Source organism: Serratia sp. CoH_134_PS_4, assembly GCF_058190535.1.
In genome coordinates this window covers 785818-808651 of record NZ_JBXWKI010000001.1, presented here as the reverse complement: position 1 = coordinate 808651, position 22834 = coordinate 785818, and the positions used below count along the sequence as shown (strand labels likewise).

General features: G+C 54.9%; 22 protein-coding genes. 8 read left to right on the top strand and 14 right to left on the bottom strand.

The annotated features are described in order from the left end of the window. Positions 1 to 46 precede the first annotated feature (46 nt). The 3 genes from AC2FCQ_RS03670 to AC2FCQ_RS03660 form a co-directional block, all read right to left on the bottom strand. On the bottom strand, positions 47 to 487 hold the full coding sequence (locus tag AC2FCQ_RS03670) for a DUF2569 domain-containing protein (RefSeq protein WP_037414760.1): 441 nt from the start codon (positions 485 to 487) through the stop codon (positions 47 to 49). A gap of 268 nt (positions 488 to 755) precedes the next feature. Then, entirely contained in the window at positions 756 to 2261 is a 1506-nt protein-coding gene (gene araA / locus AC2FCQ_RS03665; protein ID WP_490307588.1) for an L-arabinose isomerase, read from the bottom strand. Positions 2262 to 2406: 145 nt separating this feature from the next. Then, positions 2407 to 4080 (bottom strand): ribulokinase, encoded by a 1674-nt coding sequence (locus tag AC2FCQ_RS03660; protein WP_209633103.1) that lies wholly within the window; start codon positions 4078 to 4080, stop codon positions 2407 to 2409. A gap of 360 nt (positions 4081 to 4440) precedes the next feature. On the opposite strand from AC2FCQ_RS03660, the gene AC2FCQ_RS03655 reads away from it, so the two are divergent. From AC2FCQ_RS03655 to AC2FCQ_RS03630, 6 genes are all read left to right on the top strand, one after another. Then, positions 4441 to 5424 carry an arabinose ABC transporter substrate-binding protein gene (locus tag AC2FCQ_RS03655; protein WP_209633105.1) on the top strand — a complete coding sequence of 328 codons (984 nt, stop codon included), beginning with the start codon at positions 4441 to 4443 and terminating at the stop codon, positions 5422 to 5424. 60 nt (positions 5425 to 5484) lie between these two features. Beyond that, positions 5485 to 7020: an L-arabinose ABC transporter ATP-binding protein AraG gene (gene araG, locus AC2FCQ_RS03650; protein ID WP_209633107.1), complete on the top strand. Its 1536-nt coding sequence runs from the start codon at positions 5485 to 5487 to the stop codon at positions 7018 to 7020. 17 nt (positions 7021 to 7037) lie between these two features. After that, a complete protein-coding gene (gene araH, locus AC2FCQ_RS03645; RefSeq protein ID WP_209633109.1) occupies positions 7038 to 8021 on the top strand; it encodes an L-arabinose ABC transporter permease AraH in 984 nt (327 codons plus the stop codon). Between the two features lie 101 nt (positions 8022 to 8122). Beyond that, positions 8123 to 9040 (top strand): arabinose operon transcriptional regulator AraC, encoded by a 918-nt coding sequence (gene araC / locus AC2FCQ_RS03640; protein ID WP_209633111.1) that lies wholly within the window; start codon positions 8123 to 8125, stop codon positions 9038 to 9040. 205 nt (positions 9041 to 9245) lie between these two features. Further along, positions 9246 to 10286, top strand: coding sequence for an oxidoreductase (locus AC2FCQ_RS03635; protein WP_209633112.1), 1041 nt, complete (start codon positions 9246 to 9248; stop codon positions 10284 to 10286). A gap of 66 nt (positions 10287 to 10352) precedes the next feature. Beyond that, the gene (locus tag AC2FCQ_RS03630) at positions 10353 to 11351 is read left to right on the top strand and encodes a bile acid:sodium symporter family protein (RefSeq protein ID WP_209633114.1); all 999 of its coding nucleotides are present in this window, start codon (positions 10353 to 10355) and stop codon (positions 11349 to 11351) included. Between the two features lie 177 nt (positions 11352 to 11528). Here AC2FCQ_RS03630 and add read toward each other — a convergent pair whose 3' ends face one another. The 9 genes from add to AC2FCQ_RS03585 form a co-directional block, all read right to left on the bottom strand. After that, positions 11529 to 12530 carry an adenosine deaminase gene (gene add / locus AC2FCQ_RS03625; RefSeq protein ID WP_490307587.1) on the bottom strand — a complete coding sequence of 334 codons (1002 nt, stop codon included), beginning with the start codon at positions 12528 to 12530 and terminating at the stop codon, positions 11529 to 11531. 176 nt (positions 12531 to 12706) lie between these two features. Further along, on the bottom strand, positions 12707 to 13303 hold the full coding sequence (locus AC2FCQ_RS03620; protein WP_209633117.1) for a P-loop nucleotide/nucleoside kinase family protein: 597 nt from the start codon (positions 13301 to 13303) through the stop codon (positions 12707 to 12709). Continuing rightward, positions 13300 to 13737, bottom strand: coding sequence for a PTS sugar transporter subunit IIA (locus tag AC2FCQ_RS03615; RefSeq protein ID WP_209633119.1), 438 nt, complete (start codon positions 13735 to 13737; stop codon positions 13300 to 13302). Before AC2FCQ_RS03615 ends, AC2FCQ_RS03620 begins: the two co-directional genes overlap by 4 nt. Positions 13738 to 13746: 9 nt before the next feature. After that, positions 13747 to 14013 carry a hypothetical protein gene (locus AC2FCQ_RS03610; protein WP_490307586.1) on the bottom strand — a complete coding sequence of 89 codons (267 nt, stop codon included), beginning with the start codon at positions 14011 to 14013 and terminating at the stop codon, positions 13747 to 13749. 95 nt (positions 14014 to 14108) lie between these two features. Continuing rightward, complete coding sequence (locus tag AC2FCQ_RS03605; protein ID WP_209633123.1) at positions 14109 to 14951, bottom strand: class II fructose-bisphosphate aldolase; 843 nt, start codon at positions 14949 to 14951, stop codon at positions 14109 to 14111. Further along, positions 14938 to 16305 carry a PTS sugar transporter subunit IIC gene (locus tag AC2FCQ_RS03600; protein WP_490307585.1) on the bottom strand — a complete coding sequence of 456 codons (1368 nt, stop codon included), beginning with the start codon at positions 16303 to 16305 and terminating at the stop codon, positions 14938 to 14940. Before AC2FCQ_RS03600 ends, AC2FCQ_RS03605 begins: the two co-directional genes overlap by 14 nt. Further along, entirely contained in the window at positions 16298 to 16612 is a 315-nt protein-coding gene (locus tag AC2FCQ_RS03595; RefSeq protein WP_012144987.1) for a PTS sugar transporter subunit IIB, read from the bottom strand. Before AC2FCQ_RS03595 ends, AC2FCQ_RS03600 begins: the two co-directional genes overlap by 8 nt. A 10-nt stretch (positions 16613 to 16622) precedes the next feature. Continuing rightward, positions 16623 to 17603 carry a 6-phosphofructokinase gene (locus tag AC2FCQ_RS03590; RefSeq protein WP_265556117.1) on the bottom strand — a complete coding sequence of 327 codons (981 nt, stop codon included), beginning with the start codon at positions 17601 to 17603 and terminating at the stop codon, positions 16623 to 16625. A 385-nt stretch (positions 17604 to 17988) separates the two neighbouring features. Then, positions 17989 to 18744 carry a DeoR/GlpR family DNA-binding transcription regulator gene (locus AC2FCQ_RS03585; protein WP_490307584.1) on the bottom strand — a complete coding sequence of 252 codons (756 nt, stop codon included), beginning with the start codon at positions 18742 to 18744 and terminating at the stop codon, positions 17989 to 17991. A gap of 99 nt (positions 18745 to 18843) precedes the next feature. Here AC2FCQ_RS03585 and AC2FCQ_RS03580 point away from each other — a divergent pair, with 99 nt between their 5' ends. Both AC2FCQ_RS03580 and AC2FCQ_RS03575 read left to right on the top strand, forming a co-directional pair. After that, entirely contained in the window at positions 18844 to 19440 is a 597-nt protein-coding gene (locus AC2FCQ_RS03580) for an NUDIX hydrolase (RefSeq protein ID WP_209633132.1), read from the top strand. Then, on the top strand, positions 19437 to 19805 hold the full coding sequence (locus AC2FCQ_RS03575) for an NUDIX hydrolase (protein ID WP_490307583.1): 369 nt from the start codon (positions 19437 to 19439) through the stop codon (positions 19803 to 19805). Before AC2FCQ_RS03580 ends, AC2FCQ_RS03575 begins: the two co-directional genes overlap by 4 nt. 445 nt (positions 19806 to 20250) lie before the next feature. Here the strand turns inward: AC2FCQ_RS03575 and AC2FCQ_RS03570 are convergent, their stop codons facing one another. Together AC2FCQ_RS03570 and malX are read right to left on the bottom strand one after the other, a co-directional pair. Further along, positions 20251 to 21432, bottom strand: coding sequence for a MalY/PatB family protein (locus AC2FCQ_RS03570; protein WP_490307582.1), 1182 nt, complete (start codon positions 21430 to 21432; stop codon positions 20251 to 20253). Then, positions 21425 to 22834, bottom strand: a 1410-nt coding sequence (malX, locus tag AC2FCQ_RS03565; RefSeq protein ID WP_490658442.1) for a maltose/glucose-specific PTS transporter subunit IIBC, incomplete at its 5' end; no start/stop codon positions are given. The genes AC2FCQ_RS03570 and malX, both read right to left, overlap by 8 nt.

Below are 22834 nucleotides of genomic sequence, written 5' to 3'. Positions count from 1 at the left end.
GCGAATATTTACACAATAACTCGCACAAAACGTGCCACAGCCGAGGTTAGCGCTCGGTAAAGGTACCTTTGACCCGTTGTGAACGCTTCATATAAGGCACCAGCAGCGCCGCCATTAACAATGGCCAACCCAAACTGCGCACAGCCAACTCATCCGGTACCGGCGCAAAGGCAAAGGCTTTCACCGCCAGCAACACGGTGATCAACAGCCACAAGAGGAAGAGTTTGGGGAACCGCAGTGATCGGTGGCAGAACAACCAAAGCAGCCACAGGGTAAAGCACCACATCGCCAGCGTCGTCAGCACCGAAAAATACCACTGCATGCTAAAGGCCTGGGCGTTGGTCAGCAGGTATTCGCGCGATTCCGGCATGAAAATGGCCATGGCATACAGGAGCAGCATCAGGCTGGCACTAAGCAGGGTGACGATCAGATAGGCCATTGGGGCCAGCAACCAACCGCCGATACGGGTGTATTCAGCTTGAGACATAAACGGCTTCCTGGGTAAGACATGATTCAATGAGACAGCCGCATAGCTTAGCGGGTAATGCGGGCTTAGTCATCAATATCACATTATACCCTGCATACTTGAAGCTGCCTCTTTGTTGGTCTCCTGCGCTTACCCCGGTCACATACTGCTTGTTGGCTCCGGGGGATGCGCTGAGTTGCCGCCGCGATGCAATTTCAATTATTTGGGGTACAGATGTCAGGGAGCGTTTGGCTACCGGCAGACTGTTTTGCTGCCGGTAGCGGGAAGACTAACGGCGGTTAAGTTGGTAGTAGGCGTCGTTCCAGCGCAGCGCATTTTTGAATGCCGGAAGGGTGGTTGCCTGATCGATTAACAAAAACTCGATGTTATGCATTTCGGCATACAGCTGTAACAGTTCGGCATCCAGCGCCTGTGAGAATACGGTATGGTGTGCTCCCCCCGCCAGGATCCAGGCTTCAGCGGCAGTGGCCAGCGTGGGTTGAGCCCGCCAAATGGCACGTGCCACCGGCAGTTTTGGCAGTGGATGCGGCTGTTCCACCGTGTCCACCTGATTGACCAGCAAACGGAAGCGATCGCCCAGGTCAATCAGGCTCGCGTTAACGGCAGGGCCGGCCGGGGTGGAGAAAATCAGCCGCGCCGGGTCGGCCTTGCCGCCGATTCCGAGAGGGTGGATATCCAGCAGCGGTTTGTGTTCTTTGGCGATCGACGGACAGACCTCCAGCATGTGTGAGCCGACCACTAAATCGTTACCGGGTTGGAAGTGGTAGGTGTAATCCTCCATAAACGACGTGCCACCGTTTAATCCGCTGGCCATGACCTTGAGAATGCGCAGCAAGGCCGCAGTTTTCCAATCGCCTTCGCCGCCAAAGCCGTAACCTTGTTGCATTAGGCGCTGCACCGCCAGCCCCGGCAGCTGTTTCATGCCATGCAGGTCTTCAAAATTGGTGGTGAAAGCCTGGAAGTTGCCCTGTTCAAGGAATCGCTTCATGCCCAGTTCGATCCGCGCGGCATCGATCAGGTTCTCTCGCTTTGCCCCGTTGATCTTCGCTGCGTCACTTAACACATAGCTGGCTTCATACTCTTCAATCAGCGCATCCACATCGCCACGGCTGACTTCATTGATGACGCTGACCAAATCGCCGATACCATAGGCATTGACCGAGTAGCCAAACTGGATCTGGGCGCCGACCTTGTCGCCCTCTGTCACCGCCACTTCACGCATGTTGTCACCAAAGCGAGCCACTTTCAGCTGCTGGCTGGCCTGTTTGGCTGCGGCTGCGCGCATCCATTGGCTGATGCGTCGGTGTGCCTCGGGATCCTGCCAGTGGCCGGCAATCACGCTGTGCTGTTGACGCATACGGGCGCCAATGAAACCAAACTCACGGCCGCCGTGAGCCGTTTGGTTAAGGTTCATAAAGTCCATATCCATGCTGTCCCAAGGGACCTGGGCGTTGAACTGGGTATGGAACTGCAGCAGGGGCTTGTGGAGGATGGATAATCCTGCGATCCACATTTTTGCCGGTGAGAAAGTGTGAAGCCAGGTCAGAATGCCGATGCACTGTGGCTGATAGTTGGCGTCACGGCACAGAGCGGTGATTTCATCCGGTGTGGTGACCAACGGTTTCAGCACCAGTTTTACCGGCAACCCGGCTTCGCGGTTAAGGCTATCAACCACCTGCTCGGCGTGAGTTCTGACCTGTTGCAACGTTTGCGGGCCATAAAGGTGTTGGCTGCCGATGGCGAACCAGACTTCGCGCTGTTTAAATGCGTCCATTAAAAACTCCTGAATTGTGTATTGGGACTGATTTGCTGAACCGCGGGTTGGGACGGATACCCGTAATAGTTGGCGTTGCGTCGGTATCTAAGCGCATTCCCGGTGAGGTGACCGGGAATGCGCAGGAAGCCAACGGGGGGCCACGTCACGTATCTTGGGCGTAGCGTGGCTCGGCGGCCTGGCACCATTGCTGATAACGCTGATAAAGTTGTTGGTAGCGAGCGACACGCTGTGCGTCTGGCTGTAAGGTGCGTTCGATGTCACAGGCCATTTGGCGTTGGGCGTCGGGCACACTGCCAAAACGGCCCGCGGCCACGGCGGCGAAGATCGCCGCGCCCAACGCACAGCACTGATCAGAGGCAACAATGTGCAGCGGCCGGTTCATTACGTCGGCGCAGACCTGCATGATCGCCGTGGATTTACGCGCAATACCGCCCAAGGCCAGCACGTTATCGACCGGGATCTCCTGCTGTTCAAAGCACTCCATAATGGCGCGGGCGCCAAAGGCGGTGGCGGCAATAAACCCGCCAAACAGGGTCGGCGCATCGGTACCGAGATTGAGATCGGCTATCACACCTTTCAACCGCTGGTTAGCGTAAGGGGTGCGACGGCCGTTAAACCAGTCCAGCACCACCGGCAGATGGTCCAGTGAAGGAGCCTTGGCCCAAGCGTCGGTCAGTGCCGCCAGTAACCCCGTTTCAATGTCTTGCAGCTGTGGCCGCAATTGAGGGTGATTTTTTGCGGCTTCACGCAGCGGCCAACTGAGCAAACGGCTGAACCACGCATACATATCGCCAAAGGCTGATTGTCCGGCCTCCATGCCGATCAACCCCGGCACCACGCTGCCATCGACCTGGCCACAAATGCCTTGAATGGCACGCCCGTCTGCCCGTTTGCGATCGGCGATCAAGATGTCGCAGGTAGAGGTGCCAATCACTTTTACCAAGGTATAAGGTTGGGCACCCGCACCGACGGCACCCATATGACAGTCAAAGGCACCACCGGACAAGACCACTGTCGTCGGTAATCCAAGGCGTGTGGCCCATTCAGGGCTCAAGGTACCCACCGGCAGGTCGGCGGTGTAACAATCTTCAAACAGTGGCCAAGGCAAGTGCTCAACCAACATGGGGTCGAGGGCAGCAAAAAAGGCTTTTGGTGGCAGACCGCCCCAGTCGGGGTGCCACAATGTCTTGTGGCCCACGCTGCAACGCCCGCGTTTTAGCTGATGTGGTGCGGTGGTGCCGGACAAAAGCGCCGGTACCCAATCGCACAGTTCCACCCAGGAAGCGGCCGCCCGGCGAACCTCGGCGTCTTGGCGCGTGACATGCAGGATCTTGGCCCAGAACCATTCGGCCGAGTAGACGCCGCCGATATAGCGGGAATAGTCGGGGAATTCACCGCTGCGGCACAGCCGATTGATGGCGTCGGCTTCTTCGAGGGCGGTGTGATCTTTCCACAGGACAAACATGGCGTTTGGGTTGTCGGCAAATTCTGGCCGCAGCGCCAATACCTGGCCTTGCTCGTCTATCGGCGCCGGCGTGGAGCCTGTTGAGTCGACGCCAATGCCAATCACCTGCAACCGTTGCTGCGGGGTCATACGTTGTACCAGACCGACAATGGCCTGTTCCAGGGTTTCAATATAGTCGAGTGGGTGATGGCGGAAACGGTTCTCCGCCGCATTGCAGAATTCACCGCGTTGCCAGCGGGGATAATAAACCACCTCGGTATCCAGCTCCGCACCGTCCTGGCAGTCAACCGCCAAAACCCGTACCGAATCGCTACCGAAATCCAATCCCAGGGCAATAGCACCTGCCGTCATGATGTGACTCCTGATGTGTTAACACGCTGTGACAACCATAGGAGCCGAAGCGGTGGGCAGGTGAGGAGCCGTTGGCTGGAAGTATGCACTTTTCTGCTTCACGCAGTGGTTTTGTGATGGCTGTCATAAGTTAGCGCTTGGCGAAACTCGCTAAATATATGCACATATCTGCTGTATTCCACGGATGTGATAGCGCTCTACATTTAAGTAACAAATACCCGCTAAAACTTAAGCCGTCTTACCCTTGCCGTGGGTGAGTGCCGCGATATATGCGACATACCGACGGTATAAAACCTAATGATAACGTTTTCACCGCGAGCGGGTTTCGTCGCCAAAGAGAACAAAATAGCGGAGAGCATCATGCATAAATTCACTAAGGCGCTGGCGACACTGGGTCTGGCGGCCGTTATGTCACATTCAGCTATCGCCGAAACGATGAAACTGGGTTTTTTGGTCAAGCAGCCGGAGGAGCCGTGGTTCCAGACAGAATGGAAGTTTGCGGACAAGGCCGGTAAAGATCTGGGTTTTGAGGTGATCAAAATCGCCGTGCCGGATGGGGAAAAAACCCTGAATGCCATCGACAGTCTGGCGGCCAGCGGAGCCAAGGGCTTCGTGATTTGTACGCCGGATCCGAAGCTTGGATCGGCGATCGTTGCCAAAGCGCGCAGTTACAACCTGAAGGTGATTGCCGTGGACGACCAGTTTGTCAACGCGAAGGGCAAACCTATGGACACAGTGCCCTTGGTGATGATGGCCGCCACAAAAATCGGTGAGCGCCAGGGCCAGGAGCTGTGGAAAGAGATGAACAAGCGCGGTTGGACACTGCCGGATACCGCCGTGATGGCGATCACCGCCGATGAGCTGGACACCGCCCGTCGTCGTACCGGGGGTTCCATTGCGGCGTTAAAGGCTGCCGGCTTCCCAGAAAAGCAGATTTATAGGGTACCGACCAAATCTAACGACATTCCGGGGGCGTTTGACGCCGCCAACTCAATGTTGGTGCAGCATCCGGAAGTAAAAAACTGGCTGATTGTCGGGATGAATGACAACACCGTGCTGGGCGGCGTGCGCGCTACCGAAGGCCAGGGGTTCAAAGCGCCGAACGTGATCGGCATTGGTATCAACGGCGTGGATGCGGTCAGTGAATTGTCCAAGGGGCAGGCGACCGGCTTCTACGGTTCACTGCTGCCAAGCCCGGATATCCACGGTTACAAGAGTATTCAGATGTTGCATGACTGGGTCGAAAAAGGCGTAGAACCGCAGAAATTCACCGAAGTGACGGATGTGGTGTTGATCACCCGTGACAACTTCAAAACCGAACTGCAGAAAAAAGGCCTGATGTAATCCCCGAGCCGCCCGCAGCATTACGCCGGGCGGCATTGTTGACTGCAGGAGGAAAACGCTATGAGCGCCGCATTGCCGTATCTGGCATTTAAAGGCATAGGTAAGACCTTCCCGGGCGTGAAGGCACTGGATGACATCAGCTTTAGCTGTCAGGCCGGGCAGATCCACGCGCTAATGGGAGAAAATGGCGCCGGGAAATCCACGCTGCTGAAAATTCTCAGCGGCAATTACGCGCCGACCCAAGGGGAAATTCAGCTGCAAGGCCGGGCGGTACAGTTCACCAACACCACCGACGCCTTGAATGCAGGGGTCGCGATTATTTATCAGGAACTGCATCTGGTGCCGGAAATGACGGTGGCGGAGAACATTTATCTTGGCCAGTTACCGACCAAGCGCGGGCTGGTGGATCGCAAACTGTTGCGCTACGAATCCCGGCTACAGCTGGAGCACCTCGGGCTGGATATCGATCCGGATACGCCGTTGAAATACCTGTCGATCGGCCAGTGGCAGATGGTGGAAATCGCCAAAGCGCTGGCGCGTAATGCCAAGGTGATCGCTTTTGACGAACCCACCAGTTCGCTGTCCGCCAGAGAGATTGAACAACTGTTCCGCGTGATCCGTGAGTTACGCGCCGAAGGGCGGGTGATCCTGTACGTTTCGCACCGTATGGAGGAGATCTTTGCCCTCAGCGACGCCATTACGGTATTCAAAGATGGCCGCTATGTGCGCACCTTTGATGATATGCGGCAGGTCGATAACGCACAGCTGGTGCAGGCGATGGTCGGGCGCGATCTGGGCGATGTGTATGGCTATCAGCCACGTGAACTGGGCCCGGAGCGTTTAGTGCTTAAAGGGCTTAAAGCGCCGGGTGTCAGAACCCCGATCGACTTGAGCGTACGGGCTGGGGAGATTGTCGGGTTGTTCGGTCTGGTTGGCGCGGGGCGCAGTGAACTGATGAAGGGCATTTTTGGTGCTACGCGCATCAGCGGTGGTCAACTGATGCTTGATGGACAACCGATCGCCATTCGTTCACCGATTGATGCCATCCGTGCAGGCATCATGCTGTGCCCGGAAGATCGTAAAGCAGATGGCATCATCCCGGTGCACTCGGTCCGCGACAACATCAATATCAGCGCGCGACGTAACAGCATCCGCGCTGGGTGTTTGATCAACAACGGCTGGGAAGCCAGTAATGCCGAACACCACATCCGTGCGTTGAACATCAAAACCCCAAGTGCCGAGCAGCTCATTATGAATCTGTCTGGCGGTAATCAGCAGAAAGCCATTCTCGGCCGTTGGTTATCCGAAGAGATGAAAGTGATCCTGCTGGACGAGCCGACGCGTGGCATAGACGTCGGTGCCAAGCATGAAATTTACAACGTTATTTATCAACTGGCGCAGCAGGGCATTGCGGTGTTGTTCGCTTCCAGTGATTTGCCCGAAGTACTGGGATTGGCGGACCGCATTCTGGTGATGCGGGAAGGCGCCTTGTCTGGCGAATTACTGCATAACACGGCCAGCGAGGAAAAAGCCCTCAGCCTGGCAATGCTGCGCACCCCTGATATTGCCCCTGATGCCGCTGCGGCGGTGGCCTGATTGTGAAGGAGAAAGAGATGTCGACCCTAACGACCGATTCCGTAAAAAACCGCAGCGGCCAAGGGCTGGCGCGGATTTGGGACAGCTACGGCATGCTGGTGGTGTTCGCGGCGCTGTTTATCGCCTGCGTGCTCTTTGTGCCCAACTTCGGTTCCTTTATCAATATGAAGGGGCTGGGGCTGGCAATTTCCATGTCCGGCATGGTGGCCTGTGGCATGCTGTTTTGCCTGGCTTCCGGTGATTTTGACCTGTCTGTCGCGTCAGTTATCGCCTGTGCAGGCGTCACCACCGCGGTGGTGATCAACATGACCGAAAGCCTGTGGATCGGCGTAGCGGCCGGCCTGCTGTTGGGCATGGTCTCTGGGTTGATTAACGGTTTTGTGATCGCCCGGCTGAAAATCAACGCGCTGATCACCACCTTGGCAACCATGCAGATTTTTCGCGGGCTGGCCTACATCATTTCTGACGGCAAGGCGGTGGGTATCGAAGACGAACGCTTCTTTACCTTGGGGTACGCCAACTGGCTGGGATTACCTGCGCCGATTTGGATCACCGTCGCCTGCCTGATCTTGTTTGGTTTCTTGCTCAATAAAACCACCTTTGGCCGCAATACGCTGGCGATTGGCGGCAATGAAGAGGCCGCACGTCTGGCCGGGGTACCCGTCGTCCGCACCAAGATCGTGATTTTTATGCTGTCTGGGCTGGTTTCCGCCGCTGCCGGCATCATCCTGGCATCACGCATGACCAGCGGCCAGCCGATGACATCGATCGGTTATGAGTTGATCGTGATCTCCGCCTGCGTGCTGGGTGGCGTGTCATTGAAAGGGGGCATTGGCAAAATTTCCTATGTGATTGCAGGTATCTTGATTCTTGGCACGGTAGAAAACGCCATGAACCTGTTGAACATCTCGCCGTTCTCGCAGTACGTGGTACGTGGCGTCATCTTGCTGGCCGCGGTGATTTTCGACCGGTACAAACAACAGGCCAAACGTACGGTCTAGAAAATCGAGAACCCTGTTCACAGTTCTGTTAACTGCCCGGGTCGTTTTCCACCGGGCATCTAAGCTATAGGATCGTTACCTAAGCCGTTCCGGGAGGACAGATGTATCATCGTATGGCACAGGAACCGCAGCCAAACCCGTTGTTACCGGGTTATACCTTTAACGCCTATTTGGTAGCGGGGTTGACGCCGATCATGGCCGACGGCCCACTGGACTTCTTTATCGACCGCCCAGGCGGCATGAAGGGTTATATTCTTAACCTGACCATCAAAGGTCAGGGCAAGGTATTTGACGGCGAAGACACCTTTCACTGTAATCCCGGCGATCTCCTGCTGTTCCCGCCCAAAGCGGCGCATTACTACGGCCGTTCACCGGACAGCGATTGCTGGTACCACCGTTGGGTGTATTTCCGTCCACGGGCCTACTGGGCCGACTGGCTGGAGTGGCACAGCAAGACCCATGAGGTCGGGCGGTTGACGCTGCCGAACAATAACCTGTTGCTGGAGTTCGACCGGCTGTTCGCCAATATCGAGCAAACCCAACGTTCTGGCCGTCGGTTTGCCGAGGAACTGGGGATGAACTTGCTGGAGCGTCTATTACTGCGTGCGATGGAGGAAGATCCACTGAGCCCCCAGAGGATCATGGACCCGCGAGTGATTGAAGCCTGTCAGTTTATTACCGGCAACCTGGCCGGGGAGTTACGTATTGATGAGGTGGCGCGCCACGTCTGCCTGTCGCCTTCACGGCTGGCGCACTTATTCCGTGAGCAGGTGGGCATCAACATTCTGCGTTGGCGGGAAGATCAGCGGGTGATCCGTGCCAAGTTACTGTTGCAGACCACACAAGAATCTATAGCCACGATCGGGCGGGTGGTGGGCTATGACGATCAGCTCTATTTTTCCCGTGTGTTTCGCAAACGCGTGGGTGTGAGCCCGAGTGATTTCCGCCGTCGCAGCCTGGAGATTAATTATCCGGCCAGAAATGAGCGTGAATCGGCTCCTCTGGCGGTTACAAGTTAACATTAAATTTACTTCTTGTTCCTGCCAGCATCATGGTGTCAAATCTGATGGGTCCCTACTCGATAGATTTCACGTTCAACCAGGCGGCAAGCGTGTGAATTCCCAAGCGCATACTCAAGTAAGTGACGGGGTTGAGCACGAGCAGCCAACAAGGTTGTGGTTTGAAAGATGAAGAGTATTTTGCGAGCCAGTAAGAGGAAACACCATGGCAGAGAAAATTCGGGTTGGATTGGTCGGTTACGGCTATGCCAGCAAAACCTTTCATGCGCCATTGATCGTCGGTACGCCGGGCGTAGAGCTGGCTGCCGTATCCAGCAGCGATGCCGGTAAAGTGCACGCTGATTGGCCGTCTATGACGGTGGTCAGCGATCCGCAGGCGCTGTTCAACGACCCGTCTATCGACCTGATCGTCATTCCTACCCCCAATGATACTCACTTCCCGCTGGCACAGCAGGCCATGGCCGCCGGCAAGCATGTGGTGGTGGACAAACCGTTTACCGTGACGTTGTCACAGGCACAGGAACTGAAACAACAGGCGGAGCAAAGCGGCAAGTTGTTGTCAGTGTTTCACAACCGCCGATGGGACAGTGATTTCCTGACGCTTAAAGCGCTGCTGAAAGAAGGTGTACTTGGCGACGTGGTTTACTTCGAGTCTCATTTTGATCGCTTCCGGCCGGAGGTTCGCCAGCGCTGGCGTGAGTCAGGCGGTGCCGGCAGCGGCATCTGGTATGACTTAGGGCCGCATTTGATCGACCAGGCACTGCAATTGTTCGGCAAGCCGGACACCTTGTTTGTCGACCTGGGGGAACTGCGTCCAGGCGCGCAATCGGTGGATTATTTCCACGCGGTGCTTAATTACGGGAAACGTCGCGTGGTCTTGCATGGCACGGTGCTGGCGGCAGCGGAAACTGCACGCTATATCGTGCACGGTACTCAAGGCAGCTTTATCAAATTTGGGCTGGATCCGCAGGAAGACCGTTTGAAGGCAGGCGAGCGTCTGCCGCAGGCTGACTGGGGTTACGATATGCGTGACGGCGTCGTGACATTGTCACGCGATGGGGTGTTGGCGGAAAAACCCTTGCTGAGCCTCCCTGGTAACTACCCGGCGTATTACGCGGCAATCCGCGATGCGATTAACGGTGAGGGTGACAACCCGGTACCGGCTGCCGATGCCATCAAAGTGATGGAAATGATTGAGTTGGGCATTGAGTCGGCGAAACAACAAAAAGCGCTGCCGGTAGCCTAACTGTCGCGTTTCATTCTCCGGGTTCGGCGTGCTGAACCCGCTTTACTCTTCGAGGGATCCCGATCCATGTCCTGGTTGCAGCGTCTGCGTATTGATAAATTTTTGCTGGTATTGATTCTGGTCGTGATTATCGCTTCGGTTTTCCCCTGTGAAGGCGTATGGAAAACCTTCTTTGATCACCTGACCACTGCGGCTATCGCGTTGTTGTTCTTCATGCATGGCGCCAAGTTATCACGTGAGGCGATCATCGCCGGGATGAGCCACTGGAAGCTGCATTTGATGGTGTTTCTCAGCACCTTTGCGCTGTTCCCATTGCTGGGTGTGGCGATGAACCTGATGGTGCCAGGCTTGATGACACCCACGGTGTATTTGGGCTTCCTTTACTTGTGTGCGCTGCCGGCGACGGTCCAGTCGGCGATTGCTTTTACCTCGGCAGCGGGTGGAAACGTGGCTGCGGCAGTATGCAGCGCTTCGGCATCCAGTATTCTTGGCGTTTTTCTCTCGCCGTTGCTGGTGGGGGCGTTGATGCATACGCAAGGGGGGGATACTGACGTGTTGCACGCCATTGGTTCCATCATTTTGCAATTGATGGTGCCGTTTGTGGTGGGGCATCTGGCAAGACCGTTGATCGGCAAATGGGTCGATCGTCACCGTAAACTCATCAATCTCACTGACCGTTCATCGATTCTGTTGGTGGTATATACCGCCTTTAGCGCAGCGGTGGTGGAAGGCATTTGGCACAAGATCGACGGCTGGTCACTGTTGACCATCTTGGTGATGTCATTGGTGCTGCTGACGGTGGTGTTGGTTATCAATACCTATGCTGCGCGCTGGTTAGGCTTCAGTACGGCTGACGAGATCACTATTGTGTTCTGCGGTTCGAAAAAGAGCCTGGCAAACGGCATCCCGATGGCCAACGTGTTGTTCCCGGCGGCGGCAGTGGGGGCAATGGTGTTGCCGCTGATGATTTTCCATCAGGTGCAATTGATGGTGTGCGCCGTGTTAGCGCAGCGCTATGCGCGCAAAACCGCCAAGCAGCGGGCGGACGTGCTGACGGCGAAATAAAAAATGAGGACGTGGGTAAAATGCTCCGTTGTTTCATTGAAGTGGCGCTGCATGCTGGGCCCATTTGTATAATCAATGGGTTAAATCGGGTCGAACATGTTCGACCCCTACCGGTTTAGCCCTTAAGCGGGTTTATCAGCAGCCACAATGGGCGCGAAATAGCGCCCATCGCTCAATTCAATTAGCCCGAACTTTATCGCGCAGCGCTTGTTTTTCCTGCTCGCTGAGGAACGCCATTTTCAGGCCGTTTTCCTGAGCGGTACGGATTTCAGCCGGGGTCAGGCCCGCTTGTGGCGCCGCCACAAGGTACTCGTGTTCAATTTCGATGCCCTGAACCGCCGGATCGTCGGTATTGATCGACGCCATGACGCCGTGACGCAAGAATTTGGCCAGCGGATGTTGCGCCAGAGAATGCACGGTGCTGGTCTGAATGTTGGACGTCAGGCAGGATTCGATCCCAATGCCGTGTTCCGCCAGAAAGTCCATCAACGCCGGATCTTCAATCGCTTTTACCCCGTGGCCGATACGCTCGGCACCCAGCTCACGGATCGCCTGCCAGATGCTTTCCGGGCCGGCGGCTTCGCCTGCGTGCACGGTGATGCGTAGACCCGCATCACGGGCGCGGTTGAAGTGATTGAGGAACAGACTGCCAGGGAAACCCAGCTCGTCACCGGCCAGATCCAGCGCTGTGATGCCGTCGCGATGTGCCAATAAACCGTCCAACTCTTGCAAGCAGGCGGCTTCGCCAAAGGTGCGGCTCATGATGCCGATCAGACGCACATCAATGCCAAAATCTCGTGTTCCTGAACGAATGCCATCAATGACGGCCTCGACTACGCCAGCCACGGGCAACTGGTGCTTCATCGCCATGTAATACGGCGAAAAGCGCAGCTCGGCATAGTGCAGGCCGGCATTTGCTGCATCTTCAACGTTTTCGTAAGCGACGCGACGACAGGCGTCTACATCGCCCAAGACCGCTACGCCCCAGTCCAGCTTTTGCAAAAAGCTGATCAGATCCGGTTCTGCATGGGTGATTTGCACGTGTGGGCGCAGTGCGTCAAGTTCGTTGGCGGGCAGAGCAAGGTTAAATTGACGCCCCAGGTCGAGAATGGTTTGCGCGCGGATGTTACCGTCAAGGTGACGGTGGATGTCGGTCAGCGGTAAGCGGGAGTCAATCATGATGTGCACTCGTTATTTTGTTGTAGGTAAAGTGCAGATCAGTATAAAAACAAATTGATGAAAATTTCCATATCGTTGCATAAAAAAGTGACGGCAATCACATTAATGAGAGTGATTGCCATTTTTCTGCGCTGAGGTTGAAGAAAAAGCCCCCGCGTTGATAGAGGTAACAGATTTCAGCCCACCTTCAATGCTGAGAGGCGTTCATCATGATGCTCGCCGATGCCATGCTGTGCCAACCAATGCTTAACCCGACTGATATCCAACGGCTGCGCCTGATCAATACGGAGCACCGGTCCCAGGGCCAACGGCATGGCGCGATCGGCCAGCGCACGCAGTTCGGGCAGGTATTCCACTCCGGGGTGGCCTTTAGGGCGCTGCCCGGCACGTGCTGCATAGCGTTCGGCTGCCAATTCACCGGATATTTGGTTCCACACCTCCAATACCTGGGCCACGCCCGCCTCGCGCAGGTACTGGTTCAGCTGTTCTCTGGGCTGAAAGCCGAACCAGGCATCAATAACATAGATGCAGCGCAGTGGCGCCTGCGCCACCATCGACCAGATGGCCTGATAAGCGGCGTAACCCAGTTGCCGGTTAAGCTCGCGGTCAACGTCACCCAACCGTGCCATAAAAGGCTCTTTGATACCGTCGAGGGAGAGATAAGGCAAAGTAAAATGCTGTGCCAACGCGTGGGCAAGGGTGCTTTTCCCGGAAGCCGGAACCCCATTGACCAAAATAACGGTTTTGCCGCCGGTCACTGTTGTCGAAGTCATAATATCTCCACCACGTCTTGCCAAAGTTTTGCGGCGCGTAGCTGGTCGAGACGCTGCTTGTTATCCAGCAAGTCCACGATTGCGCGCAGGCCTTCTTCGATATGGCTGTTACTGTCGGTCGCGCCGAACAAGATGACAATGTCGGCCTCCTCGCTGTCCTGGAAGGTGATAGGTTGCTCGAGCAACACCATGCTGAAACAATTCTTTATCACGCCGCACTCTGGCCGCGCATGAGGAATGGCAATGCCTTCGTCGAACACGTAATACGCACCATGGGCCAGCGTATTACTGATCACCGCCTGATAATAGGATGCGTGGATATAGCCGTTATCGATCAAGGGGCGTGCCGCCAACGCTATGACCTTTTTCCAGTCGGTTTCCTGCACACCGACCTGTATCGCACCGGCCTCTATCAACAGTTGTTTAATCGTCATCATGTTCCCTCAGAGAGACTTCCTGATAATATTGCGCAGCTCATCCATTTTAATAAAAACAGCATCGATATGTTGGCGATGGTTTTTATTTTTGGCATAAATCTTTAGCGCGCGATTATAGGTCAGCATTAACGTCTTATGAATTTCGCTGTCCGCCGGTGTTGTTGCCAGTCGCCGCTCCAATGCGTCAATTTCGGCTGATATTTCATTGGCTTCATGATCTTGTTGATGGGGATTAGGTTCTTTATCCCGCCGGCTTTTCATAAAATTAAACATAACCATCTCCAGAAATTAGGCATAAAGATTCCAGCCCCGACGGGCGCCGGGGCACCAGGGTTGTGGGTTTTATAAAAAAGAAAGCGGGGCAGTGATTATTTAAACAGACCGATCTTTTCCGTTAATACCTGGGTAACGGCATTATTGGCGGGGATCAGGAATTTTCGCACGCTGTCATTGACCTTGCCTTTTTCAAATGTGTGTTTGCATCGATCGACCCATTGCACGTTCATCTCGGTACCCACATTAACTTTCTCTATGCCCCCGGCCACTGCGCGCCGCATATCTTCATCGCTGACGCCGGTGCCGCCGTGCAACACCAGAGGGGTACCGGTGGCCGCGGTGATTTCCGCCAGACGCTGATGCTGAATATGTGCTTTGCCGGTATAGAGCCCGTGAACGGTACCTACCGACACCGCCAGCATATCGACCCCGGTTTCATCAACAAAGCGTTTGGCATCCTCCACCGTGGTAAAACAAATGTCTTCTTCTGCCACGGCTTTGCCGTCTTCAGAGCCGCCTATGGCACCCAACTCGGCCTCCACCGACACGTTGCGCTGACGTGCAATGTCGATCACGCGACGGGTATTGGCGATATTCTCATCCATTTCCAGGTGCGAACCGTCATACATTACCGAACTGAAACCGGCGTCAATCGCCGTCTCGATGGAGGCAATGTCAGAGCAGTGATCCAAATGCAGACAGGTGGGAACATCCTCGCTTTGAGCCAGTGAGCGTACTGAATCAACCAGCAATTTATAGCCTAAATACTCGGCGGTACCGGTCGAAATCTGGATCATCAACGGGCTGTGCATGTTTTTGGCCGCTTTGAAAAAGGCCGGTAACATCTCCAGGCAGTGGAGATTAAATGAACCTATCGCCTTAAAATCACGGGCTTTGGCCACGGACAACAGCTCGTTGAAATTATAGAGTTTCATGGATTTTTTCCTCATGGTGCTTGGTTGATTTACCGTTAACAAACCACGCAATCAGCGTGACGAAGACGATGAACAGGGCGATGAACAACCAATTGCCCTGGAAAGCATGTCCCATCACCAGCCCACTGCTGATGACGTCGGAGTCGCTGAAGGTCACGCCGACAAAGCCATAACTTTCCAGCATCGGTACCAGAATGGCCGGCAGGAAGGTGATAAACAGACCGTGAACCACGCCACCAATCATGGCGCCACGACGCCCCCCCAGCGCATTGCCGAAGATGCCTGCGGTGCCGCCGGCGAAGAAGTTGGTCAGCAGGCCTGGGAGGATCATCGCCAGGCCGAACATCGGGAAAACGATCATGCCGATGATTGAGCCAAGGGTGGTGGCCAGAAAGCCGACGATCACCGCATTGGGTGCGTAGGGGAACAACACCGGGCAGTCCAGCGCCGGTTTGGCATCCGGCACAACCCGTAGGGCGATGCCCCGGAAGGCGGGTACCAGCTCATTGAGCAGCAGGCGTACGCCGCTGTAGAGGATAAATACGCCGGCGACAAACTGGATGGCCTGCATAAAGGAATACATCAAGTAGTTCATGCCGCCGGCATACTGAGCGATATACTGCGGACCGGCAGCCAGCGCCGGGATCAGATACATCGGGATCATCACCACTGCCATCGACAGGTAGGTGTCCTGCAGGAATTTGAAGTTATCGGGCAGCTCCAAGTCCTCGGTTGAGCGGGAGCCCTTACCGACCACCTTGGCGACGGCGGCCTGTACCAGGTAGCCGATGGTGCAAAAATGCCCCAACGCCACGTCGTCTGAACCGGTGATTTTGCGTACCACCGGCTGGGCCAGCGCAGGCATCAACACGGCCATCACGCCACCAAATATGCCGCCGGTCAAAACCAGCGGCAAGCCGGTGAGCCCGGCCTTGTAGCCGATTACCGCACCAATGGTGGCCATCCACAGCAATGCTTGTCCGGTCAGAAAGATGTATTTGAACGGGGTAATGCGCGCAATGATGATATTCACCGCGAAAATCACCATCAGGGTTAACGCGACCTCTGAGCCCAACTCGCGGTTGGCCAGGCCGGCGATGGCGGCGACGTCGGTGATATAGCCGGTCATGCCGAAACCCTGAGTGAAGATGCTGTTCAAATAGGTCAGAGCGCCGACAATAATGTTGATGCCTGCCATCATGATCAGGAAGCCCAGCAGGGTTTTGAAGGTGCCTTCGGCCACTTTGCCGACGGACTTCTTCTGCAGCAATAGCCCCAGCATGGCGATAAAGGCCACCAAGATAGACGCCTGGCCCAATAAGTCTTTGACGATAAAGTCAATCAGGCTATTCATGGTGGGCTTCCTTCATGTCGCGTTCTTTCAGGAAGGCCACAATCTTTTGCTCAATTTCTGCCTTATCGGTGAGCCGGTGCAGAATAATAACGCGTTTCTTTTCTTCTTCGCTGGCATCGGCATTTAAAATATCGGCGAAGGTTTTTTGGGTAAGAATAATATCTGATTTAAAGGCACTGGCCTCGGAGATAGTGGTGTGATCAATATCCGCCTCAATCTCTAATTTTTTCAGCACCGCTCTTGCGCTCATTTCGATGGCAAAGCTGGAGCCGAGGCCACAGCCACATACGCACAGTATTTTAAGCATGGGTATCTCCTCAGATTATATTTAATTGCCTGGCGAGTTTGTAATGGTGTCCTTCTGTATCAACCAAACGTTTTTGCATACTGATTAGATCAATGGGAATGGGTTGATTGCTGGCATTAATAATGATTGCCTTGTTCTTCATGCCTGAATTAATGCACCTGACCACTTCACTGGCCATAATAGTGCCCTGGTAAATTTCTTCACCGGTCGGGTCTCCATTGCGCAGACCGTAGCCCATAATAGTTTTACGAATGCGCACACCAATCTTGGGTTCCAGCTGCTTAATCATGGTATCGATGGCGCCTTGAAAACCGGGTGAGTATTCTTTGGTATAACCCTCGGAACACAAAATAATGACGCTGTTTTGTTGTTCCAACCGCTGAGTTATTTTTTCTGCCAGCTGATTTAAGGCATATTGGCATTCCGGGATAAGGGCAAAGTCCGCATTGGACTTGATCGCCGATTGCAGTGTCAATTCCCCGCAATAACCGCCCAGCAGCTCTATCATAAACACCCGCCCAGGCAGGGCACGCCCGGTGTTCCTCAGTTTGGCGACTTCTTTTATCACCTGTTCGCAGGCAGTAGAAAAACCAATGCTGTAATGACTGCCGAAAACGTCATTGTCGATAGTCATCCCTACGCCGAAACAGTTAACGCCAAACTCGCTGAGTGTATTCAAAAACTGCAGCGATCCATCGCCACCGGCCATAATAAGCACGTCTATGTGCAAAGCCTTAAGCTGCTTATGAATGGTTTCATATTCGTCAGCAGCCAATTTCTTGGCCGTACGGCCGGAAGACATTATTGGCATCGATGAAATCGAGAAGTCAACCAAGTCACGCTGGGCAATAGGATGATGCTGGTTGGCCAATAATCCGGGTATGCCGCCGTCAAACAGAATAATATCGGCCTGCGCTAGCCTTGCGACCTGAAAAATAAAACTATTGATACCTGTCACATCGCCGCCGCTTATTACTACACCAATTTTCATATATCCGTCCCCAGCCTGTTCTGTGGAACTCATTGTCATTTTTGGCATCGGTAAAATTTGCAATGGATATCACAAAACAATCACAAATATTTTTGTCATTAGGCTTGACAGGTAGAGTGAGGGGGATGGTTTTGAGAGGGAGGTCTCATTTGTATTTGGCGCTTTTAGCGAGTGCGTGATTACTATTAATTAAGAATCAATGCGTTATGTTTGTTTTTCTCTAAAGCGGTTTATTTCATCATCAACGACGATGCAGCAAAAAATAAGTTTAATGAAATGTGATAACTCTCGCATTTTTATCCGACGTGCAGAGAATAACGCGAATAAATACGTGGCGAGCCTGAATAACCACGTATTTATTAAGTCCTTTAAGGGTGACGTTTATTCATGCTCTTATCACCGTCAATCCGGCCTGTTCCAACGGACCTGTCAGTGCAGTGTCGGTTGAACGTTCGACGATAACGCTTTGCGCCAGCGTGATATCGCCAATGGCATATTGTGAGGCGGCATTGAGTTTAGCCGCAGAAGCCAACACGACGGTTTCTGCCGCTCGTGCCGCCAACGCGCGTTTTATATAGGCTTCTTCAAGATCGCCGGTGCTCAAGCCCGCGGTGGGGTGTACGCCGGTCACACCCATAAAGTAGATGTCAGCGCGGATATGCGACATCGCCTCCACGGCCGCGGCTCCCACGCTGACGATCGAATGTTTGTACAGCCGCCCGCCGATCAGTATCACCTCAACCTTGGGGTGTTCGACCAGGCCAACGGCCACGCTGGGACTGTGGGTGACAATGGTGGCCTCCAGCGTGGGGGGCAGTTGCTTCACCAATTCGGCGGAGGTGGTGCCGCCATCCAGGATCACGACTTGCCCGGGGGATATCATCGCTGCTGCTGCTTTGGCAATGGCCCGTTTGGCGGCAGACTCCTGCCCATTCCTTTCGGCAAAGGGGGCAATGGCCGGGGAAACGGGCAGTGCGCCGCCATGTACCCGTTGCAGCAAACCTTCGCTGTCCAATTCACGCAGATCGCGTCGTAGCGTGTCTTCAGATAGCCCAAACATCTCGCTGAGCTGTTTGGCCAGCACCTGTCCGTCTTGGGCCAGTTTTTCCAGAATGATTTTTTTACGTTGGCTGGTGAGCATGGTTTTTCCCGTTAAATTTGCACTGCACGAAATATCTTGATCATACACGAAAGTGCACGATAGTATCAATTTCCTTTCCTGGTTGTGGAGTTAACCAACATGACTGCTACCCAAGATCGGGTTCGTATTGTCGAAACCCGAGTGCTGTCCGATGACTGGTATCTGCTGAAAAAAACCACCTTCGATTTTTTACGACGTGATGGCGTATGGCAAAGACAGAGCCGTGAAACCTACGATCGCGGTGACGGTGCGACCATTTTGCTGTTTAACCGGCAAGCGCAAACCGTGGTGTTAACACGCCAGTTCCGTTTTCCGGTGTTCGTCAACGGTCATGATGGGATGTTGATCGAAGCCGCTGCCGGTCTGCTGGACAATGCGTCACCGGAAGAACGCATCCGTGCCGAAGCAGAAGAGGAAACCGGCTATTTCGTGCAACACGTGCAGAAGGTCTTCGAGGCTTATATGAGCCCCGGTTCGGTCACTGAGAAATTACATTTCTTTGTCGGTGAATACCACGCAAACAGCCGGGTCAGTGACGGGGGGGGCGTGGAAGCCGAAGGCGAGGATCTTGAAGTGCTGGAACTGCCGTTAACGGAAGCGTTGCAGGCCATTCGGCAGGGGATAATCGTTGATGCCAAAACCATCATGCTATTGCAGTTCGTTGCTCTACATCACACGTTGGATAATACACGATGAAGTCTCAACTGATTTTGATTGCCGGTCCTTATCGTAGCGGCACGGAGGGCGAACCGCAGCGAATTGCCGCGAATTTGCAGCGGTTGGAACAAGCTGCGCTTGCGGTCTACCGGCGTGGTCACGTGCCAGTGATCGGTGAGTGGTTGGCATTACCCTTGGCCGCAGCGGCCGGTTCCACGCAGCATGGTGACGCTATTTGCGAAGAATATCTGTATCCGGTGGCCCACCGGCTGATTGCCCAGTGCCAGGCCATTTACCGCATCGAAGGTGCCTCAGCGGGTGCGGATAACGACGTGCGCCTGGCAAATGAGCGGGGATTGTCGGTGTATTACCGTTTGGACGATATCCCGCAGTTGGCGCAGTAAGTAGGAGAAAAGGCAGGCTTATACCTGATGCTGGTCACGTAAGGTGATTTTTAGCGAGCTCACCGTTCTTTTCGGTCGATAAACAAACAGCGCACTATGCAGCTCATGCGCCTCGACCGAGTAAGGGACCCAAGGCGGGGTCCCTTGCAACCCGCGCCTTTGCCCACTCAGACGGTTGGCTGCGCCAACGGCTCTCACTTCATCACGCCGCATCACGGCCGGCTACGACAGGCGTCCCTGCCTGTCTCGCCTGAAACCGCCGTCCATGGCGGTTTCGCCTATGCGTTGTTCTTGCGTTCGACGTCTTCAAGGGCGCCCAAGACCCTGCTTATCTCATCATGTTCACGGCCTTGGGTCACTGAGCCTACAGAGGCCGAATAAAAAAATGCCAATCGGACCTTACCGATCGACATTCGGCTTACTACCTGCCTTCCGGTCGGTCAGATCATGCCTCGTCCAACACAAACGTGAGCCCATCGATCAACTTGTCCATTCCGGCCTCGACCTTACTGCGCGGACAGCCAACGTTTAAGCGCAGGAAACCACGGCCTTCCTCACCGTAGGTGAAACCGGGCATGATGGCGACCTTCTCGCGCTCAATCAGTACCTGTTGCAACTGACGATCGTCAATGCCCAATGGCCGCAGATCGATCCAGGCCAGATAGGTTGCCTGTGGCGGTTGCCACCCCAGTGCAGGGAATGCCTGATTCAACCGTTCGGCAACGTAGGTCAGGTTATCCTGCAGGTAATCGCGCAATGCGTCCAACCAGGGTTCACTGTGGCGATAAGCGGCAACATGCGCCGCCACGGCTAACACCGCGGGTGAAGACAATCCATCGCGGGCTTTTAACTGTTGCGTGTAAGCGTCGCGTGCAGCGTCCTCACTGATAAAACCGTAGGCGCCGGTCAATGCCGGTATATTGAAGGTTTTGGAACCCGACGTCAGCAAGGCCCAGGGGGTGGTGGCAACCTGGCTCCATGGCGTATGGCGCTGTTCTCCCCATACCATATCCATATGGATCTCATCGCTGATCACGCGCACACCGTGGCGTTCACACAGCTCGGCCATCTGTTGCAGTTCCTCTACGCGCCACACTTTTCCGGTAGGGTTATGCGGGCTGCACAGCAACAAAACTTTGGTTTGCGGCCGTGCCAACAAGGCTTCCAGGTGTGCCATGTCACACCGCCAATCATTGCCGTCCTTATGCAGGGGACAGGCCAGCAGTTGGCGCTGATTGCCGAGGATCACTTTATAAAAAGCGTCATAAGCGGGGGTATGAGTGACCACGCATTCACCCGGTGCTGACCACTGGCGGATCAATTGCGCCACCATGTAAATCACCGATGGCCCATAGACCGCCATGCGGGTGTCAATGGCGGTATTAAACCGCTGTTGATACCAGTGGCGTACTGCACCAAGGAAATCCTCATGCTGCCAGCGGCTGTAGCCAAGTACGCCATGCTGCAGGCGCTGTTGCAGCGCCTCGATAATGCAGGGGGCGGTGGCAAAATCCATATCGGAGATGGTGAACGGCAGGAGATCATCGCGGCCAAAACGGTCGGCGATGTAATCCCATTGCGTGCACCATGTGCCGTGCCGGTCAACCGGGGTAGAAAAATCAAACATGTGATGCTCCCTGCAAGGGTGCAGCAGGTTGTGCTGCAGCTATCAGTGAGTCTAATTCATCTTTCACTGATTGCACCTGTGGCCCGATCACCACCTGCAGATTGTGCTCGTTAAGGTGCACCACACCAATGGCGCGATTGGCTTTTAACGCGGCGTCATCCACTTTGCTCATGTCGTCAACCGACAGGCGCAAACGGGTGATGCAGTTATCCAGTGAAATAATATTCTCACTGCCACCCAGCGCTGCCAGGATAGCCGGCACGTTATAGCCTGATTTGCCGACCGCGCCGACAGGTGCGCTCTGGCTGCCGGCAGACTCGCTCTCACGGCCCGGCGTCTTGATGTTAAAGCGCTGGATGGAGAAGCGGAAAATGGCGTAATAGGCGGCGAACCAAATGGCGGCGACGATCGGCACCAGATACCACTTGGTGGCGGTGCCGTGCAGGATGCCGAAGACGACAAAGTCGATAATATTGCCGTCAGTATTGCCGATGGTTACCCCCAGCAGTGCCATTACGGTAAAGCCCAGCCCGGTGAGAATGGCGTGGATGAGATACAGGAAAGGCGCGACAAACAGGAACAAGAACTCGATCGGTTCAGTCGTACCGCCGACCACGCAGGCCACCACACCAGAAATCAGCAGCCCTTTAATTTTATGGCGGTTTTCAGGTTTGGCACAGTGGTACATCGCCAGTGCCGCGCCTGGTAGCCCGCCGAGGAAGGCCGGCATTTTGCCTTGTGACAGGAAGCGCGTCGCGCTTTCGGCAAAGCCGGTCGTGGTTGGGCAGGACAGCTGTGCCTGGAAGATCGTCAGTGCGCCGCTAACGGTATGACCGCAGACATCCAGCGTGCCGCCTGCTTCGGTAAAGCGGATCAGCGCCACCAGAATATGATGCAGCCCAAATGGCAACAGCAGCCGCTCGCCAGTGCCGAAGATCATCGGTCCAAAAGCGCCGGCCCCGTTAATCACCCAGCCCAGGCCGTTGATACCCGCAGCAAACCACGGCCAGATCAACGGAATAATCAGCCCACACAGGCCCAGCACAACGGTCGTGACGATCGGCACAAAGCGAGTGCCTCCGAAGAACGCCAGCGCATCCGGCAAGCGAATGGTATTGAAGCGCTCATGCAACAGATAAACGATAATCCCGACGATCACTGCGCCCAGGATCCCGGTATCGATCGACTGAATGCCGAGGATGTTCTGGATATTGTTGGCTTTCAACACTAACGGATCGGTCGTAGGCAAAATGCCGGTCGTGGTCAGGTAGAAGTTGGTAGCCAGGTTCAATACGGCGAACCCGACAAAACCGGAGAAGGCGGCGACGCCCTTGTTTTCACGCGCCATGCCCAATGGAATAGCAATGGCGAACATCACGGGCAGGAAGCTGAAGGCAAAAGA